We start from the raw sequence: 19,244 nt of genomic DNA on the forward strand, positions 1-19,244 counted from the left end.
GGAGATATGCACGAGTCATTCTTTGACTATTTAAAAAAATTTAATTCTGAACCATTGACCGAGGAGGAGAAATCGGTATTTAAATCCGTTCTGATACCCTCCAGGTTAAGAAAAAGACAATACTTTCTGCAGGCGGGAGATGAGTGTAAAAATTTTGCTTTCATTATCAAAGGTGCCATGAGGCGCTACACCGTAGATGAGAAAAGTGTGGAACACATTGATATGCTTGCTATTGAAGATTGGTGGATGGGAGACCGCGAGAGTTATGTCATGTCAACACCAAGCATCTACAACATTGAGGCGTTCGAAGCCACTGAAATACTCACCTTAAACAGACCCGATTCTCTTATACTCAGAGCAATACCGGTGTGGTGTGAAATGCTGCGCCAGTTGGATGAAAACAACAATGTGGCCAATCAAAAGCGTATTGCCTCCTCAATAAGTTTAAGTGCCGAAAAGCGGTATGTTGACTATGCAGCCAGATATCCTAAGTTCGTTCTCAGGTTTCCACAGCACTTTATCGCATCTTATCTTGGCATTACAAAAGATACTTTAAGCCGGATTAAACGAAATCTTCTTTTGAAGTAAAATGGTAAAATAACCTTTATGAAAGCAGAATTTTCTCTGCTTTCATATATTGGTGGATTATAGTCCGTGGCAAAATATTTCTGTCTCTGAGCAATATTAAACTTGAACACCAAAATACCAGAATCAATACTTTTTTTTGTTTTTATGTGTTTTGATTTTCAATTGCTTACGAAATACCTTGTGATTACTGGTCTGTCGCTAATTTCATCCCAGATTAATTTCCAGCTTTCTGTTTCAACAACATTAACTTCTTTTTGACTTTCCTTTTCTTGAGCCTGAAAATGGACCTGAAAACGTATGTCAAATCGATTTCTCTCCGTTTCGTCAATTATCAAATTTATAACTTTATGTTTTGTTGGTGCTTTTAATTTTGATCTTATTGAGTCATACCAGCCATTAAACTGGGCGTGTCCTTTCATGCTGCCATATTCGGGAAATGTGAATTCAATATCTTTATCAAGGTATTGAATAAAGTAACCGTTCTCATCCAGTCTGTCAAAATGACTAAACCATTTGTGAAGAAAAGTTTCTACCTTTTCCTTATTCCCTTTAGAGAAATCCTGAATTTTTTCAATGAGTTTCTCTGCATGAGCAATCGCATTTTCTTTTACTGCCGATATGGAGTTGAATACTCCAGGAACGTAATTATTTTGATAAGAATACAATGGTAGATTGTAAATCATTTTTGTATGATAGGCAGTCTGTTGCATTGGTTTTACAATATCTTCAACACTGAAACGATTATAACCAACAGGTGAAAAAGAATCTTTTGGACCTCCTAAAGTAATACTTTGTAAAAAATGTTTGCCCCTAAGTTTATCTCCGCCCGAACCGTGAGCGAATCCCCAACTCAGCACATCATCCAAATATTTTTTTAAGATAGACGGTGTAGAGTACCAATACATAGGATGTTGAAAAATCAGAAAATTTGCATTGAGCAATGCGGTCTGCTCTGCCTGTATGTCAATTTTATAATCAGGGTATAACGATTCAAGATGACGCACCTCTAGATGAGATTCCGGAATGGTTTTTTTAATCTGTTCAATGATTGTTTTATTGGCTATTGAATGCTCCAAGTCTGGATGCGAGAGTATTACCAAGAATTTCCTGTCATAACCATTTGAAAAGTTGACGTGAGTAGTCGAGTTTTTTGTTGTCATTTTTAAACTATATAATTTACAGTTGCAAAACTATTCCTAAATTTGTACTCGATCAATAACTGTCAAACTTGACAGTTTAGAATAATTTAAGATGAATGACAAAATATCCATATCAACTTCTGTAATTAGCGAATTAAAGTTTCATTGTGAAATGGATGTGGCAATGCATTATGTGGGCGGAAAATGGAAAACCGTGGTGCTTTGGTACCTTATAGAAGATAAAAAAAGATTTAATGAAATAAAAAAACTTATCCCAAATATTACTGAAAAGATGCTTTCAATTCAACTGAAGAGCTTAGAAGAGGACGGGATTATAAAAAAAGAGGTTTTTAATATAAAGCCTCCCTTAAAAGTCGAATATTCCTTAACAGATTTTGGCAGAACACTTATTCCTTTACTGAAATATTTGGTTGACTGGGGGCGTTTGGTTGTAGAGAAAAAGTCGTATTCAATACACACCAAAAAGTAATCGCGGACTCATTTCGTCAGCGGCATTGGGCTAGAATAATAAATCTGTTAAAAAATGTCAGTTATCCAGCATTTCTTCGGAAAGCCCGTCATCTCATTACAATATGAAGTCATTTTAAAAAGCACAATCCAAATAAAAAACTACCTTCTCATTCTGATATCAGGTGATCGATTCTCCAATCACCAACAAAGCACGTTGCGATTTTATCATAGGCACTCTTATTGTTTTCCAAAGGATCATTGACAGCTGTTTAATGACTATGCCCGCTGTAGAACAAATACAGCCTCTGTCGCATTTCAAAATTCAATCCATCGTCCCATCTTGGTTAACCGCCACAGTTTCGATCATGCAGTATTCACTTTGATTTTATAAGGTCAGAACATTCCTTAAGGACTCTTTTGAGACGAATAGTCAAAAAGTTGATCAGATTTTTATCAATAGAATAACTTACTTTATTGTATCACCAGATCTAAACTGTACTCCTTTTTGGTTAAAAGGAAGTTTTATGAGCTTGAGTTGAGCAGGACATGGACTTCACAAAGCTTTTCTGCAGTAATTTATGGGATTTTTGATTTGACAAGCCTGGTTATATGGTCAAACACAAATAAGAACGCTGACCATCTTCAAAAATGTCCGAAAAGGGTCAGCCGACTCATGACGTTATAGCTGAGTTCAGTTGGTGAATAAATAATAAACTGAAGGTGGATCCCATAGTCCGTTCCATCAAGCTAAAATCAAAAAGGAAATATTAGTCAAAATATCCTTGATACAACAATATACTTTTAAGAATACAGATAAAACCAAATATAAAATTACAAGATGAAATTGAAAACGAACAATGCGGCCAAAGCCATAGCGATAATGGTGGTGGCAATAGGTATCATCTCAGCCTGCAAGAAAAAAGAAAGTATAAAGATTCCGGAAAAGGAAGAACCCCCTGTGGAATCCGCTATTCTTCAGCTTACTCCAATAGGCGAACTCAATCAGGGGTCATCATCAGTTAATTCACACGCTGATGTTCTGTCACGCTCATCCTTAAAAATGGACTTTAGAAGCTTTATAGGATTAGGGAAAACCGACCTTGGAGTTGACAATCCGAGATATCCCAGGATCAAGAGGATGGCGAATGGGAGTTATATTATTTTTTATCACAACTCATCATCCACCGTTGGAGCTTCATGTGATTATGCAGTAAGCGAAGACCTTAAAAAATGGAATCCGAAGGGTAAGATTTTCGAACCATTTGCCATTGTTGACGGAGGCGGCGCTTCAAATAGACGCGCCTTCTCGACTTGTGATGCCCTGGTGTTAGCCAATGGAGATATTCTAGCAATAGCTTCTTATCGCGCGGAGAACCGTTATACCCAACTGACCAAAGATGCAGGGCTGGTAATAAGACGAAGCAAGGATAATGGCAATACCTGGGGTGAACCGCTTCAGATTTACCAGGGGGTCAATTGGGAACCTTATCTTTTGCAACTTCCATCGGGAGAAATTCAATGCTATTTCACAGATAGCAATCGGACCTTTGTGCAATCCAACGACACCGGTACAGCAATGGTATTGTCAAGCGATGGAGGGAATACCTGGACGCCATCCTTTGGCTCGGTACCTTATTATGTGTTGCGCACCGAGCACATTGTAAATGGGAACAAATATTTTAATAATCAGATGCCGTCAGTAATTAAATTAAACAACAGCAATGAATTGGCGGCAGCTATGGAAGCTAATATCGGAGGTTACCATATTTCATTTGCTTATTCGGGTGATACCGGTCAATGGCCGCGGCTCCGCGTGGACCAGCAGGGACCAACAGACCGAAATGACCTGGCCTTTCTGGGAAGTGCACCCTACCTTAGACAATTCAAGTCTGGCGAAACTATTCTTTCCTATAATCAGGCGTCAAGGTTTAGGCTAAAAATGGGAGACGCGAAGGCTCGGAATTTTGGTGAAGATTATTTACCTCCTCTGTTCACAAGTGGGTATTGGGGATCATTAGAACTTTTAGATAACCATCAGATAATAGGGGTGATGCCAAATACGGACAAAAAGGAAGTATCGCTGGCTAAATTCATACTTAATCATAGCATCAGGGCAACGCAAATTACCGTTACGCCCGATGGAAATAACAAAGAGTGGCTAAAAACGGATGAAGCGCTTTTTGTGGGAGAGAAGTCACAGGCACAGGCGACTCTGCGGACTGCACAGGACAGTGGTAATATATATTTCCTGATCGAAGTGCTAGATGAATCCCTTGCTGTTGAGGACTTTGTGACTTTATTTTTAAGCCCCGCCAGTAATAATTTGAGTACAGGCGCCTTTAAGTTAAGGTTTTCTCATACCGGACTCAAGGATGTTCAAGTGTACAACGGCAATTGGGTAAACGGAAACCTGGATGCAACGGTTAAATCCGGTTATAGGGGAACACCTTCTCAGAACACCGACAAAGACCACGGATACATTGTCGAAATCGCTATTCCAAGATCCAAACTGAATATTCAATCAGGGCAATTATTAACAAATTTTTCCCTCAATGAGAATGGTCAGGGAGAAGATGCAATTGCTAGTTCCACCGCTACAAGTACCCAGAAGTGGATACCTATAGTTGGTCTATAGCCATCGCAAGATATCAGGATCAAGTCAAAAAGCTGCAGCGCATAGTGTGCAACATGAGTGGATTACCAGTGTTGCTACACTATAGCCTGTCGGTATATCCGAAATGAAAAAGTATTCATAATAAAAAAAAATCCGGTGCTTTCACATATTTCACAGGGCGCTAGTTTGAAATATCCTTTGGGGCATCAGCATTAGTGGTCAAGCGTATCTAAGAAACGGTATCTTTAGTTTTCTTAAACGGAACCAGGGTCACGATGGCTATGGGCGATAAAGCTTAGAGTACTTCAGTTTCGCGATGATTAGCAGAGCAGCTTCCCTCCGAATTTGGACTGCTACGAATTCTATTGATCAAGGTAGAGGTCACCGTCGGTGATTTTCCATTTGATTTCTTCGCTTGGTTATTTAATTTAAATAGTTGCTATCTTATAACCTTTTTGATTCTAGCATCAGCAGATTGAAAGTACTTGTATCAACTGCTAATTCCAGATCCCGGATTCCTTTCACCTTACTCAATTTGAGATCTACGATTCCTGTTAGCCGTGGAGACACATTTTCATTACTAAAATGTGTATGCATTACGTACTTCAACTGACCTAATGCATCAGTGAAAACATCACCATGACCTGTACCGTTACGATTGAAATTGGCCCGGCTGATCAGCGGATTTGCCTTATGTTTTTTCCATGGACCCCTGGCAGAATCTGATGTGGCATACCCCACAGCATAGTCCTTGTTTCGAAAATCATTCGCCGAATAAAGCATGTAGTAAACACTGTTCACCTTTAGGACAGTTGGCCCCTCGGTAACTGACCAGGAAGAAAATGCTGTGTTCTCCCAGTTTTCCGTTGCAGTAATACATTCATTTTCGGTCCCCTTTATAATGTCCGTAAGATTGGACTCCATTTCTGAAATAAAGATTTTGTTTCCTTCTTTAAGTTTTACGTGGTATAAATAAGCTTTGCCGTCCGTGTCAAAAAAAATAAAAGGATCTATCTGTTTTCCAATTCCCGACAAAGGCCTGATCTCATTCTGTTTAAAAGGACCAAGCGGGCTATCGCTGCTTGCGATGGCGATTTGCTCATCGGCTGTATAAGCCATATAGTAAATGCCACGATACCTGAATACTTGCGGAGCCCAAAAACCGGAGCGACCAAATGAATCGCCCTTTGACAATGCATATCCTTTACTTTTGCCTACCGGTCCCTTCCATCTGACCAGATCTGATGATTCGTATACCAGAAACCCCTGGTTTCCACTTGTACCATACAAATAATATCTTCCTTTGTCTGCGAAAATGGTTGGATCGGCCAGCCGAATGGTTTCATCCGTCCTTGGAACTGCTGTTCCCCCAGACTGATTCAGAGGGCTGCAAATCATTGTAACAGGGATCATTATGGATAGAAAACAGGTTATAAAATTAAATCCAGGCATAATGTGATTCAAAGTGACAGGTTATTATGTGCCTCGTTTTCAGACAGCTTTCTCTGAACAGTTTCTGCATCCCCTCATGTGGCGAAACATTTTCAGATGAGATAAAGATAAATAATATCCTCTATATTTTCTTGACTTCCCACTGGTACCGGGCTCAGGGGTTGTTGGATGCTCTTGCTTTTCCCTTAAATTTCAAAATGAATACGATAGGGCGTATACAAGACGGTTGAACTGTAGGAAGCCGGATTTAATACCGGCATTTGTTTGCCCTGACACCGAATCAAACAAAATTTGTTTCGGTATGTCAAGATTCTGATGTTGTTTTCGCAGCTCATTTAGATACAAAAAGCAGAGACATTGAACAATTTTGTCTCATAATTTTTTTGATATTAAGTGATATTTGGTCTGGCAGGATATGTATAAACCATGAATATCAGAATCGCTTGACGTGAAATCGGTAAAACATGGATCCTGATCAGATTTGGGGAATTATGGGATTGATGCACTAAACGAAACCTTTCATTGCCACGACATGAATCATCGAACTTGAGCACCCAGGTGTTGCAAAACTGACCTGCACCTGGTGCCGTACCGAACATAGCAAAAATCTGACTAAATCTTTCCTAATGACTTTTCTCAGCATATGAACCTATCAGAAAAACCCGCAGTGACCCTAAAGCTATTGGCTATGAAACTTCAGATGTCAGTGTCTTCGATATCAAAGGCTTTAAGTAACCACCCTTCAATGAATGAAGGCACCAGGTCCCGTGTACAAAAAATGGCTGAGCAATTGCGCTATACGCCAAATAACTGGGCAATCAACCTTCGAAAGGGACGAACAGGAATTATCGGTATAGTCGTCCCAAGCCTGATGGATCATTTCACTGTCAAGGTATTTTGCGGCTTGGAGCAGTATGCTTCCAAAAACGGCTATCAGCTGGTGATCTCACAGACTTTTGATAGCACGGAAGAGGAGATCAGATTAGCTAAGAAATTTTTCGATATTAAAGTGGATGGTCTATTTGTAGCAGTCTCTGCAAATACCACCTGTTTTGATCATTTCAAAGATTTCGAAAGGAATAAAATACCCGTTGTTTATTTCGGTAAAGATCCACTCTATATTACAGATTGTCACAAAGTATTGGTCAATACCTTTCAGGCAGGCTTTCAGGCCACTCAATATTTGATAGATAACGGCCATAGCAATATTGCCTTCCTGAATGGAATGACTTCCGAAAGGCGCACCGGTGATAGACTTAATGGATATATAAGTGCACTCAAAGAAAATAATCTATTCACTTCAGGGGATTTAAATGCCTGTACGGATTTTGAGAATAAAAGATTGGACGAAGTAATTGAAAATCTCTTTCTCAAACCGAAACATTTGCCGACTGCACTGCTTATAGGTAACGAATCTGTTTTTTTTGAGGCCTTTGGCAAACTGAATACACTGAACCCCGATCTTGCACAGCATATCAAATGTATAATTTTCGGCAATACATCACTTTCGCAATATTTGCCAAATCCACCATGGCGCTCAGTAGACGAAAACGCTGAATTTCTGGGCTACCAGGCGATGGTACTGATCCTGAAGTTAATCAATAACCGCATCGGTTTACTGGACTACCAAAGAATTTTGGTTGATTGCGATCTAATAAGCGTATGATATCGATCAAATCGATTTATAGGGCCAGTTTCCCCGAAATCGGATTAGCTACGGGTTTTAATAACTCTTCCGCGCTTGCAGAAATGATATGGTGATCTCGGAATTCCTGTTGAAATATCCGGTTCCACAGGATCCCTTGGCTCATTTGACTAAATTCTGATCTTTGCCAAAGCACGCATCACCAATGAAATTTTCAAATAGATGACCATCCTCTCAGTCACGAAAAAAATAAAAAAGCGGAGTTTTTGTTTTATCGGTTCGCACTGTTTCGGGTTTTGATGATTTGAGATGATAAGGGAAGAGATTGAAATAATTTTAATCCTTTGTTTCTTTTAATTTGTGAAGTTAAGATCGCTGATGAACACGATTCACATTATTCGCTCGGAAATTAGTGAAGACCGGTCTTTTTACGATATGAATATGCACAGAAGAATCTTTTTAAAACAAACGGGTCTGGGGCTGGGAGGATTGGTGGCCGGTCAAAGACTGACAGCCATGCATCATCCCCCTGAGTTAATTAAAGTAGCAATCATTGGTTGTGGAGACAGGGGAAAGGGCATCATCCATATTCTAAAGTCGATGCCTAAAAATTTTCAGATAACGGCAATTTGTGATGTTTTGACCTCTAAAATCACTCAGGCGAAAAAAATGGACCAGAGCGGGCTATGGCAAGCTTACCAGGATTTCGATAAAATGTTGAGGGTAGAAAAACTCGACGCAGTTGTCGTTGCTGTTCCTTTACACCTTCACTATCCTATTGCTGTAGCAGCCATCCTTAAAGGATTGCATTTGTATCTTGAAAAAACCATGACCTATAGTATCGACCAGTCACTTAATCTGGTTCGGCTAATGGAAAATCGAAAAGGGCAGATATTACAGGTAGGACATCAGTATCGTTATTCTCCACTTTATTACAAGGTCAAAGACATGATTGATAAAGGTTACCTAGGCAAGATCACTCAGATAGACTGCAGGTGGGACAGAAATGGGGACTGGCGTAGGCCCGTGGAAGACCGAAAGTTGGAACGGCTGATCAATTGGAGGATGTATAAAGCTTATTCGGGAGGTCTGGTGGCAGAGCTGCTATCTCACCAAATTGACTTTATCAATTGGTTGTTTGATGTTCATCCTGATCAGTTCAGCGCTTCAGGTGGCATTGACATTTATGCAGATGGTAGAGAGACATTTGATAATGTTCAGGTTATGTTACGGTATTCCAACTTGGGCCTCATCGGTAACTTTGGGGCCACTTGTGGTAATGCTTACGACGGATATCTTTTTAAGATCAAGGGAACCAAGGGTACGCTGTCACTATTGACTGATGAGGGGATTTTTTATCCTGAAAAAAAAGCAGTGGTTAAGAGAGCTACAGTGGATGGAGTAAGCGGCGCGAGTGAGATAACATGGGATAAGAATGGCGGTACGCCTATTTTGCCGGAAAAAACCAAAGACGGAACCTGGTATGCTTTTGACGATTTTCACAGACGGATTCTGGATGGCACACAGCCCGACAGCAATGTAATAACGGGTGCAAGGACCGCAATCAGTGTCCATCTGGCAAATGAGGCGCTTTATGATCAAAAGATTGTGCGCTGGCCCAGCGAATTGAATTTCTAGCCCTGCCGGTTTAATGGAGCTCGCCTGCGTTGCGCTGTAGGGATTGAATATATTCCTTTGGTGACATCCCGAACTGCTTGGAGAAGGTTCTTCCGAAGTGCTTGTGTGAACTAAAGCCCACCATTTCGGAGATTTCATAAATCCGTAGCATACCCTCACTCAACAATTGAGCTGCTTTTTTTAACCGGGTAATATTGATGAGCTCATTTGCACTTAAATTCGATATCGACTTGATCTTACGATAAAGCGTTGGCCTGCTCATATTCATGCGGTCAGCCAGATAATCAACATCAAGAGCTGGATCATCCAGGCGCTCATTAATCAGGTTTTGAAGCTTTTCCAGAAAAAGTTCGTCGCCTTTTGAATGCGCCATGCTTTTAATGTGTATAAGGGGAGAACTTGCAAAGTAGGCTTTGATTTTATCTCTGTTCTTCAGTAATGAGGCTACCTGGACCTGAAGAAAATCCGTATGGAATGGTTTTTCTACATAGGCATCTGCGCCAATTTCAAGTCCCTGAATAGTCGCCTGAAGTCCCGTCTTTGCAGTCAATAAAATCACCGGAATGTGGCTGAATTCCAGATTGGACTTAATCTTTTCGCAAAGCTCAAAACCATCCATTTCAGGCATCATCACATCACTGATTACCAATTGGATAATTTCATTGTTGAGAACATTCAAAGCTTCGGTACCATTTCTGGCCGTTAAAACATGGTATCTATCACTTAGTACATCATTCACGTATTCCAGTATATCTTCTTCATCGTCTACTAACAGGACAATGAATTTATCGGCCCGTGTTTTCTTTGTAACTGTCTCCGTCATATTCGTTTTTTCCATTTTCCTTTTAAATTGAATTCAATAGCTTGGTGAATAGGTAATTCCAGTAAAAATAAGTTATATCCATCCGCACTATTGATCACCCTGATTTGCCCCCCGTGGAGTTCCGCCAGAGATTTTGATAGCGAAAGACCGATACCAGATCCCTGCTTGATCTGAGTTTCTGTTGCGCGGTAAAAAGGTTCAAATATTTTTTGATGGATTTCTGAGGGAATAGCAATCCCGTCATTGGCAACAGAAATCTCAAAAAAAGCTTTATCGTCATCAGAAATTTTTATACCGATACTGATAGTCGTTTCACTATACTTTATTGCATTGTCGATCAGGTTGCTTAATATCTTGTACAAAGCCTCCGTATCGATATAGGCTTCTATCTGATATTTGGGAAGCTCCAGCTCATAGGTAAGGTTCCTTGATTCAGCGGCGGGCTGAAAGATGATAAAGACTTCCCTTAAAAAATCAGAGATGTCTGCCTTTACAAAATTCAAAGAGAAGCTATGTACTTCTGTTTTGCGAAAATCGAGCAGTTGATTGGTAAGCTTCAATAGTCTGTCCGTATTTCGTTCCATTATTTTGAGTTTTTTTTCAAGGTGTGGGGCACTGGAGGCCTGCTTTAACAAATCACCCATCGGACCTTTGATCAACGTCAGCGGGGTCCTGATCTCATGGGCGATGTTGGTGAAGAACTCGATTTTCGCATGGTAGATCTCTTTTTCCTTCTTGTTCTCGAAACGTTCCATTCTCACTCGGCTGCGATTTTCTATTCTTTTATGATAGGAACGAAATGTATAGACAAAAGCCCCCAGTAAGGTCATGGTATATAAGAAGAATGCCAGGTTGCTTTTATAGTAAGGTGGTTTAATGATAATTTTGATCTTCGGATTACCGATCGTCCAGTCTGAGTTTCCATTGATCAGTGCGCGAATCTCAAAATTATATTCCCCGGGAGAAAGCTTCGTGAAATAAACCTTTCTATTGGTCTTCAGCAGGTTCCAATCCTCACTGATACCTTTCATCCGATAGGCATACTGGGTCATCTCGGGCGATAGGAAACTAATGGCCGCAAAATCAAAACTGAAAGATGATTGCGCATCGTTCAGTACAATTTCATCTGTCTCAAGGATCGATTTTTTCAGCACAGAATCGGAACTCACCCCCGCTTCCCGATTGTTGATTTGAAAGCCTGTTATTTTAAGCGAGGGTTTTGGTCTTTTTCGATTGAAATCTTTAGGATGAAAGCTGATCATTCCCCTTAAGCTGCCAAAGTAGATCTGTCCATCATCATCCTTGAATCCGGAATTGTAATTGAATTGGTCCGACAGCAATCCATTGGAACTGGAGTAAACCTGCATGTTTTTTTTGATCGGATCGAAGTGAATCAGTCCCCTGCTGCTGGTTATCCACAGTTTTTGGTCCTCGTCCTCAATTATCTTGAAGAGGAAGTTACTGGGTAATCCGTCTTTGACTGTAATGCGCTCAAAATTTTTGCTGATTTTTTTATAGCGATTGAGTCCTCCTCCATCCGTAGTTAGCCAGATCTGCTTCATACTGTCTTCGAATATGCCGTTAACCGTATTATGGGAAATGCTCGAAGGCTGATGTTGTAAATTCTGGTATTGAATATAGCCCTTTTCTTTTAAGTCAAATACAACTGCTCCGTGATTAAACGTTCCTGCCCAAATCTTACCTTCTGAATCCTGAGTGATTACGGTGTAAGATATAAACGGTAAGCCCTCTATTAATGAAAAGTTGTCTTTCTTACGGTCATACCGATATAGCCCGACAATGGTGGCCAGTAAGATTTCGCCACTTTTTGTTTTACAAAAGCTTAGTATAAAGCCGTTTTTCAGACCATTTCCTTTGCCATGGGTATAATGCCTGATAACTTTTTTACTCTTCAGGTCCATGATGTCCAGACCATGTTCAAATGTGCCTATCCAAAGCTTACCTTGATCTATCAAAAGTCCATGGATATTCGAATACGACAAGCTTCCGGATTTGCCGTCAGGCAAGTAATTCCGGAACTTGCCGGTGGCGATCTCCAGCTGGTTTAATCCCGCGTCCTCCGTCCCGATCCACAAGTTTCCTTGCTTATCCTTTGTAATTTCCCTCACCGCGCTACCGCTTATAGCATTTACGCCTTTTTGGGGGAAGTATTTTGTGAAGATGGAATACTCGCTCGAACAGTAATTAATACCCCCAAAATATGTGCCTGCCCAAATTCCACGCTCTTGATCTTTGAATAAACTATAAATGGCATTATCCGAAACAGAGTACTGATTTGCAAAGTCTTTTTTTAGCCGGGTAATTTTATCTTTGCTGCAGACATAAATGCCCGATTCGGTTGCTATCCACTGTTCCTGATCAGACACCCGGATCATTTGTCGGACATAAATGGAAGTTTTATCCGGATTGAATGTAAGCAGCTCTTTGGTATATCCGGTGTTTCTGTTGAAACGTTTTATCCCTTGGTTAGCAGTGCCAATCAGAATCTCATTGCTTCCAATATCAAGCGCACAGCTTACCCAACTGTTTTCAGTTGGTCTCAGCCTGCTCATCACGTAATGGGATCTGAATTGGCCGGAGGATACATTGTACTGTTCAAGAGTTCCCTGCATGGTGGTAATCCAGACACTTCCATCTTGCATCACCGAAACGGATGTAGCATCAAAATTCGCGCTTTTTAATTGACTTAATTTTGCGCTTGCAATCCCAAAAATATAGGTTCGTTTGATGGAAATAAACCAAAGATTTCCGTTGTGATCTGTTTTGATATCATTGATACGCAGTCCTTCCGTTCCCTTCACCACAAGAAATTTTTCAGTTTCGGGTATATAAAGATAAATCCCGCGGTTAGTCCCCACCCATAACCGGTTAGCGATGTCATAGTGAAGCGCATATACCAGGTCATTTCCCAAACTGCCTGGCCGATCCGCATCATGGCGGTAGGTCTTGAACTGATAACCGTCGAAGCGGTTCAATCCATCCTTTGTGCCAAACCACATGAATCCGTCCTTGTCTTGTGCGCTGCAAAAAACAGTGTTGTTGGACAGGCCATTCTCGACCTGGTAATGGCGGAAGTAGTATGGCTGCGCTGTGCAATACGCAACAGCAAAACTGAACAAGAGAAAAAAAATCGTTCGTTTCAATTTGATTAGAGTGATTATTCAAATATATCAATTCCAGCTGATCAAAATCAACACCAATCCAAATCTGCCATACAAAGTCTGGATGCCAACATAAACAGGGAGCGCCTCAGGTCTGGCTCAAGGCCGTTTCATGAGGTTTAGCCATAGCACTGATAAAAAAAAGAATCAAAAAGGGTAAATATTGAAAGGATATGTGCTGGGTAGAATCTTTAAATCTGTCATATTTGAAAACGGTTATACAGGTGGTTTAGACTAAATATTCTATTACAGCCAGACATTTGTATACTTCTCAAAACTTAACCAAATATTATGAGAGAATTATTACTCCTTTTTCTTTTGTTTTCTACCACTTCTTATGCTCAGACCTTTACCAATCCGTTGCTTCCTTCGGGCGCTGATCCATATAGTTACTACAAAGATGGGTATTATTACTACACCCATACCACAGGCAACAGAATAGAGCTTTGGAAAACAAAAACGCTTCAGGGACTGAAAGAGGCGTACCACAAGACCATTTGGAAAGCGCCCGAAAAGGGACCTTATTCTAAAGAGATCTGGGCACCTGAGGTCATGTTCCTGCAAGGGAAATGGTATGCCTATTTCGCTGCCGACGACGGAAAAAATGCCAACCATAGGATGTTCGTGCTGGAGAATGCTTCTTCTGATCCATTCGAAGGAGAGTGGGCTTTTAAAGGACAAATTACCGATAAAACAAATAAGTGGGCTATTGATGGAGATGTGATTTCGCTAAAAGAACAGTTGTATATGGTCTGGTCCGGCTGGGAAGGAGACACCAATGGCAAACAGGAAATTTTTATTGCCAAACTCGAAAATCCATGGACTGTGAGTTCAGAAAGGGTGAAAATTTCAACACCAACTTTCGATTGGGAAAAATTCGGTGATTTACAGTCTGCCGGCAACCCAGCTCATGTTGATGTGAATGAAGGTCCCCAGTTTTTGGTGAAAAATGACAAGCTTTTTATTATATACTCTGCCAGTGGATGCTGGACAGATCAATATGCACTTGGAATGCTGTCCACCAGTATTAATTCCAATCTCCTGGATCCAAAATCATGGCTGAAACATCCAAAATCATTGTTCAGTAAATCCGAAACAAACGGTGTGTATGCGCCAGGCCATAATTCTTTCTTTAAATCCCCGGACGGGAAAGAAGATTGGATTCTCTATCATGCGAACGATAAACCGGGTCAGGGATGCGGAGGGTTTCGCTCGCCGAGAGCGCAACGGTTTACCTGGAATAGTGATGGTACCCCAATTTTTGGTATTCCGGTAAAAACAGGCGTAGCCCTTTCAGATCCTTCCAATTAACTGTTAACCAATTTTTATATCATGTTCAAACATTTTTCATTACTGGCATTCCTGATGGTTTCACTAACCACGTGTGCCTTTTCACAACAAAAAAAAGCTTTTGGTTCTCAAGTCTGGCCGATTCAGAAAGCAAATGAATGGTATAGCAACCACAAATGGCTTACCGGAGCAAATTATATCCCCGCCAACGCGATCAATCAACTTGAAATGTGGCAAGAGGCCACTTTCAGCCCGGATCTTATTGACAAAGAGCTTGCTTTAGCTGAAGGGATTGGCTTCAACACCCTAAGGGTTTTTCTTTACAGCAAGGCATACAAACAGGATCCGGCAGGGTTTCTTAAACGAATGGATCAATTTTTGGCGATTGCCGACAAACACCACATCAGTCCGATGTTTGTCTTCTTTGATGACTGCTGGAACAAGACTGCCAAGATCGGAATACAGCCCGCACCGAGAACAGGTATACACAACTCGGGGTGGCTTCAGGATCCCGGAGATCCTGATTCAAAAACAGAAGCCAGCTTTCCAGACCTGGAAATCTATGTAAAAGCAGTGATGAACCGTTTCAAAACTGATAAAAGAGTCTTACTGTGGGACCTTTATAATGAACCGGGAAACCAGGGTAAGTTGGAAACAACGATTCCTTTACTTAACAAAACCATAGAATGGGCACGTAGCGTTAATGCAAGCCAGCCCATAACCATTGGCTTGTGGAGCTGGGGGTTTGAGAAACTCAATGAAATACAATTGGCAAATTCTGATATCATCACTTATCACAATTATGAAGCGCCGGAGTGGCATCAGAGAACGATCGATTTACTGAAAGCGAGTGGCAGACCGCTCATTTGTACTGAGTATATGGCCAGAATACGCAATAGCCGTTTTTCCAATATTCTGCCATTGTTAAAAAAGGAAGGGGTAGGGGCAATCAACTGGGGATTTGTGGACGGTAAAACCAATACCAAATTTGCCTGGGACACTCCGCTTTCTGATGGGAGCGAGCCGGTGGAGTGGTTTCACGAAATCTTCAATCAAAATGGCACCCCCTACCGAAAGGATGAAACCGATCTGATTAAAAAACTAAATGGCAAATAGTGGTTCGGCAATTTCCTTAACAACCCTCTCGCTCTGGCTTTTGCCGCTTTAATTAAGTTTTAAACCGAGGTCTTTTCTTCAGGAAAAGAACTTGCCCAAAGGACGAACGCCTTAACTATATCTAACCAATAATAAACCTAATATTATGAATACAAGTACTTTCACTCTACAGTCAAAGTGGGTCATTTTGATCCCTCTGGTTGTTTTGCTCAGCACCTGTTTACTAGGCCGTGTAAGCGCGTTACCGGCATCTTTCCCTTCGATTGATAGGCGCATCGAAATTGTGGTAACCGGGATAGTTGTGGATCAAAAGACCAGTTCACCTATCCCCGGAGTAACCATAAAGATTAAAAATACCGAAACTGTAACGGTAACGGATAATGATGGTCGTTATAGAATCACTGTTCCAAATGAACAATCCGTTCTCGTGTTTAACTATATTGGATATGATGCACAGGAAAAACAGATCGGTCAGCAAAAGGTTATCAACATCGCTTTAACATCCAGTCAGTCTGATTTGGAAGAAGTAGTGGTGGTAGGGTACGGAACTCAGAAAAAAGCTGACGTGACCGGCTCTGTCGTGAGAGCCAATTTAGATGATTTCCGGAATTCCCCAACCACTAACATAGCCAACCTGTTGCAGGGTACCGTTCCGGGGCTTAATATTGGACAGGTGTCAAGGGCCGGAGCCACACCAAGCATTGGTATACGCGGGCAAAACACGCTGGGCGGAAATCAAAACGTGCTCATCATCCTGGATGGTGTCCAATATAACGGCTCGCTAACCTCAATCAATCCTGATGATATTGCCTCTATTGATGTTTTGAAAGATGCCAGCGCCACAGCAGTATATGGGGCGCAGGCGGCTAACGGCGTGTTACTGATCACCAGCAGGAAAGGGGCAAATGGTAAGACGCGCATAGCGTTTTCCACCCAATATGCCATACAGAGCCCTAATGTTGATCTAAAACCAATGGGCAGGGAAGAGTATCTAAACAACATCAGATATCTGTTCTATGACCAGGCATTTCTCGCACCGAACTACACCGAACCTAATCCCGCTTTCGATCTCGCCAGTAAGGTGGATCCTTCAATGAGAGATGCACAGGGCAACCTGTTGCCTCATGATTTCAGCTGGTTCGATGAAGCGACCCGCCGGGGTTCTGTATCCGATAATCAGCTGAGTGTGTCCGGCGGCACAGACAAGATCAGCTATCTGTTATCTGGAAATCTGACCAGAAATGCCGGGTTTATCAATAACGATCTGTTTAAGAGAAAAGGAATAAGGGCCAATATTGAGACCAAAGCAACCAGTTGGCTGACCATCGGTCTTCAGTCTTTTGGGAGCTTCGTAAATGAAAGTGGCGTGGAGCCCAGCTTTGGAACGATCAACTCCATGTCGCCGATCATACTGCCTTATGATCAGAATGGGAACCTGAAAATCAATCCCTACAACACCAACGTAACCAACCCGCTTCTTAGTTATCAGGCAGATGACTTTGATGTAAAAAACTATTTCTTTGCCAATGTCTACGCGGATGTAAAGTTGCCACTTAAGGGGCTGACCTACAAAATAAACTACGGTAATAACTACCGGGTAGAACTCAAAAACATCTCCAATCAGTATGATGCCAACCTTACCGGAGAGGCTTCGAAAGAAAATACCATCTACTATGACTATACCATTGATAATTTATTGACCTACACGAAAAGTATAGGCAAGCATAATTTCACGGGGACCCTGCTATATGGGGCTATCGAAAGAGAAAACAGCTACACAAGGGCCTATGCTAACGGTTTTTCACGAATTACCCTGGGCTATAATAACCTGCAACAGGGGGTAAACAGATTTGCCATTTCAAATGCATACCGGGAATCCTTGAATTATCAAATGTTCCGGGTAAACTACAATTTTGATAGTAAATATCTGTTTACAGGAACCGTGCGCAGAGATGGTTTTTCAGGATTTGCGGAGAATAATAAGTATGGTATATTTCCTTCTGTCTCTATGGGCTGGGATATTTCCAGGGAACCGTTTTTTAAAATCTCCTGGGTGGATAACCTAAAGCTTCGTGCGGGTTATGGCGTAGCCGGTAACCAAACTACCCGATATTCCTCACTGGCCAATGTGGGGGTAAGCGCCGCTTATGTATTTGGAGACGGTGGCTCCACACAGTTCGGACAACAGGTGAATTCATTGGCCAATCCAGATCTGAGGTGGGAAAAAACAATAGGCCTTAACCTGGGACTTGAATTTACTTTATTGAAAAGCAGGCTTTCGGGAGTGCTGGAATATTATGATACCAAAACAACTGACCTTTTATATTTAGTCAATATCCCGAATGCAACCGGCTTTACAAACATCCGGACAAATGTAGGGGAGTTAAAGAATAAAGGAATTGAGCTTTCACTGAGCTCAAAAAATATTGTTGGAAAGGATTTTCAATGGAGTTCAACATTTAATTTCGCCCGAAATGTAAATAAGGTGTCAAAGCTTCTGGGCGACAGCAACGGTGACGGCGTCGAGGATGACCTTCCGCAATCCGGACTTTTCATTGGTCAGTCTACAGGTGTGATCTATGATTATCAGACCAATGGGATATGGCAGATAGGAGAGAAAATTCCTGCCGGGTATTCTCCCGGCACTTATCGTATCGTGGATCAAAATGGTGATGGACTCATCAACGCCAGTGACCGGACTATTTTAGGTACGAGCAATCCCGGTTACAGAATGAGCCTGTTGAATAACTTTCAATATAAAAACTTTACCCTCACCGTATTTCTAAACGCAGTCCAGGGAAGTGACCGATCGTATCTTGCCGGAAATACCCCGCGCAGGATCAGGGATGATAACGCTATCCGCGAGAATTATCTCAGTGGTATCGATTTCTGGTCGCCCGACAATCCGAATGGAAAATATCCACGCTCGATCGTTTCTGCTACACTCAGCCCATCACTTTATCAGAACAGGAGTTTTGTGAGGCTGCAGGATGTTTCTCTATCCTACAAGTTTAGCGGAAAAGTAATCGAGAAACTCAATCTCCAGAATCTAAACCTCTTTGTAAGCGGCCGAAACCTTGCCACGTGGACCGATTGGGAAGGATGGGATCCGGAGAATGTAATTGATGGACAGACACAGGGGCTCTTAAACAACGGGAGACCTGTACTGAGAAGTTACGCTATAGGACTTAATGTTACATTTTAATTTAAAGAATATGAAAAAGATAGTTATTATCATATTGTGCGCAATAAGTATCGTCAGCTCATCCTGCAAAAAGAACTTTCT

Annotated in this window: 12 protein-coding genes; 8 read left to right on the forward strand and 4 right to left on the reverse strand. The window is 41.4% G+C overall.

The window, feature by feature from the left end; genetic code table 11:
- Positions 1 to 6: 6 nt before the first annotated feature.
- Complete coding sequence (locus tag AC3ITD_RS04385; RefSeq protein ID WP_489364321.1) at positions 7 to 588, forward strand: Crp/Fnr family transcriptional regulator; 582 nt, start codon at positions 7 to 9, stop codon at positions 586 to 588.
- Between the two features lie 158 nt (positions 589 to 746).
- Here the strand turns inward: AC3ITD_RS04385 and AC3ITD_RS04390 are convergent, their stop codons facing one another.
- On the reverse strand, positions 747 to 1,748 hold the full coding sequence (locus AC3ITD_RS04390) for an NAD(P)H-dependent oxidoreductase (RefSeq protein ID WP_489364323.1): 1,002 nt from the start codon (positions 1,746 to 1,748) through the stop codon (positions 747 to 749).
- 91 nt (positions 1,749 to 1,839) lie between these two features.
- On the opposite strand from AC3ITD_RS04390, the gene AC3ITD_RS04395 reads away from it, so the two are divergent.
- Both AC3ITD_RS04395 and AC3ITD_RS04400 read left to right on the forward strand, forming a co-directional pair.
- Entirely contained in the window at positions 1,840 to 2,217 is a 378-nt protein-coding gene (locus AC3ITD_RS04395; RefSeq protein ID WP_489364325.1) for a winged helix-turn-helix transcriptional regulator, read from the forward strand.
- A gap of 819 nt (positions 2,218 to 3,036) precedes the next feature.
- Positions 3,037 to 4,833 carry a hypothetical protein gene (locus AC3ITD_RS04400; protein ID WP_489364327.1) on the forward strand — a complete coding sequence of 599 codons (1,797 nt, stop codon included), beginning with the start codon at positions 3,037 to 3,039 and terminating at the stop codon, positions 4,831 to 4,833.
- Between the two features lie 423 nt (positions 4,834 to 5,256).
- Here the strand turns inward: AC3ITD_RS04400 and AC3ITD_RS04405 are convergent, their stop codons facing one another.
- The gene (locus AC3ITD_RS04405; RefSeq protein WP_489364329.1) at positions 5,257 to 6,210 is read right to left on the reverse strand and encodes a glycoside hydrolase family 43 protein; all 954 of its coding nucleotides are present in this window, start codon (positions 6,208 to 6,210) and stop codon (positions 5,257 to 5,259) included.
- Positions 6,211 to 6,952: 742 nt separating this feature from the next.
- Here AC3ITD_RS04405 and AC3ITD_RS04410 point away from each other — a divergent pair.
- Both AC3ITD_RS04410 and AC3ITD_RS04415 read left to right on the forward strand, forming a co-directional pair.
- Positions 6,953 to 7,930, forward strand: coding sequence for a LacI family DNA-binding transcriptional regulator (locus AC3ITD_RS04410; protein ID WP_489364331.1), 978 nt, complete (start codon positions 6,953 to 6,955; stop codon positions 7,928 to 7,930).
- 357 nt (positions 7,931 to 8,287) lie between these two features.
- Positions 8,288 to 9,547: a Gfo/Idh/MocA family protein gene (locus AC3ITD_RS04415; RefSeq protein ID WP_489364333.1), complete on the forward strand. Its 1,260-nt coding sequence runs from the start codon at positions 8,288 to 8,290 to the stop codon at positions 9,545 to 9,547.
- Positions 9,548 to 9,557: 10 nt separating this feature from the next.
- Here AC3ITD_RS04415 and AC3ITD_RS04420 read toward each other — a convergent pair whose 3' ends face one another.
- Together AC3ITD_RS04420 and AC3ITD_RS04425 are read right to left on the reverse strand one after the other, a co-directional pair.
- Positions 9,558 to 10,385, reverse strand: coding sequence for a response regulator transcription factor (locus tag AC3ITD_RS04420; protein ID WP_489364336.1), 828 nt, complete (start codon positions 10,383 to 10,385; stop codon positions 9,558 to 9,560).
- Positions 10,367 to 13,534, reverse strand: coding sequence for a ligand-binding sensor domain-containing protein (locus AC3ITD_RS04425; protein ID WP_489364338.1), 3,168 nt, complete (start codon positions 13,532 to 13,534; stop codon positions 10,367 to 10,369). The genes AC3ITD_RS04420 and AC3ITD_RS04425 overlap by 19 nt, the downstream gene beginning before the upstream one ends.
- 309 nt (positions 13,535 to 13,843) lie before the next feature.
- Between AC3ITD_RS04425 and AC3ITD_RS04430 the strand changes: the two genes are divergently transcribed.
- The 3 genes from AC3ITD_RS04430 (at position 13,844) to AC3ITD_RS04440 (ending at position 19,163) form a co-directional block, all read left to right on the forward strand.
- Positions 13,844 to 14,863 (forward strand): glycoside hydrolase family 43 protein, encoded by a 1,020-nt coding sequence (locus tag AC3ITD_RS04430; protein WP_489364340.1) that lies wholly within the window; start codon positions 13,844 to 13,846, stop codon positions 14,861 to 14,863.
- Positions 14,864 to 14,884: 21 nt separating this feature from the next.
- On the forward strand, positions 14,885 to 15,958 hold the full coding sequence (locus tag AC3ITD_RS04435) for a cellulase family glycosylhydrolase (RefSeq protein ID WP_489364342.1): 1,074 nt from the start codon (positions 14,885 to 14,887) through the stop codon (positions 15,956 to 15,958).
- Positions 15,959 to 16,103: 145 nt separating this feature from the next.
- Positions 16,104 to 19,163: a SusC/RagA family TonB-linked outer membrane protein gene (locus AC3ITD_RS04440; protein WP_489364344.1), complete on the forward strand. Its 3,060-nt coding sequence runs from the start codon at positions 16,104 to 16,106 to the stop codon at positions 19,161 to 19,163.
- The last annotated feature ends 81 nt before the right edge of the window (positions 19,164 to 19,244 follow it).

The organism is Pedobacter sp. KH_004 (assembly GCF_057840755.1).

Excerpts from the sequence above, each read along its gene's own strand:
- AC3ITD_RS04385 (WP_489364321.1), top strand. The coding sequence starts at position 7 with ATGCACGAGTCATTCTTTGACTATTTAAAAAAATTTAATTCTGAACCA.
- AC3ITD_RS04390 (WP_489364323.1), bottom strand. The coding sequence starts at position 1,748 with ATGACAACAAAAAACTCGACTACTCACGTCAACTTTTCAAATGGTTAT.
- AC3ITD_RS04395 (WP_489364325.1), top strand. The coding sequence starts at position 1,840 with ATGAATGACAAAATATCCATATCAACTTCTGTAATTAGCGAATTAAAG.
- AC3ITD_RS04400 (WP_489364327.1), top strand. The coding sequence starts at position 3,037 with ATGAAATTGAAAACGAACAATGCGGCCAAAGCCATAGCGATAATGGTG.
- AC3ITD_RS04405 (WP_489364329.1), bottom strand. The coding sequence starts at position 6,210 with ATGATTTGCAGCCCTCTGAATCAGTCTGGGGGAACAGCAGTTCCAAGG.
- AC3ITD_RS04410 (WP_489364331.1), top strand. The coding sequence starts at position 6,953 with ATGAAACTTCAGATGTCAGTGTCTTCGATATCAAAGGCTTTAAGTAAC.
- AC3ITD_RS04415 (WP_489364333.1), top strand. The coding sequence starts at position 8,288 with ATGAACACGATTCACATTATTCGCTCGGAAATTAGTGAAGACCGGTCT.
- AC3ITD_RS04420 (WP_489364336.1), bottom strand. The coding sequence starts at position 10,385 with ATGGAAAAAACGAATATGACGGAGACAGTTACAAAGAAAACACGGGCC.
- AC3ITD_RS04430 (WP_489364340.1), top strand. The coding sequence starts at position 13,844 with ATGAGAGAATTATTACTCCTTTTTCTTTTGTTTTCTACCACTTCTTAT.
- AC3ITD_RS04435 (WP_489364342.1), top strand. The coding sequence starts at position 14,885 with ATGTTCAAACATTTTTCATTACTGGCATTCCTGATGGTTTCACTAACC.
- AC3ITD_RS04440 (WP_489364344.1), top strand. The coding sequence starts at position 16,104 with ATGAATACAAGTACTTTCACTCTACAGTCAAAGTGGGTCATTTTGATC.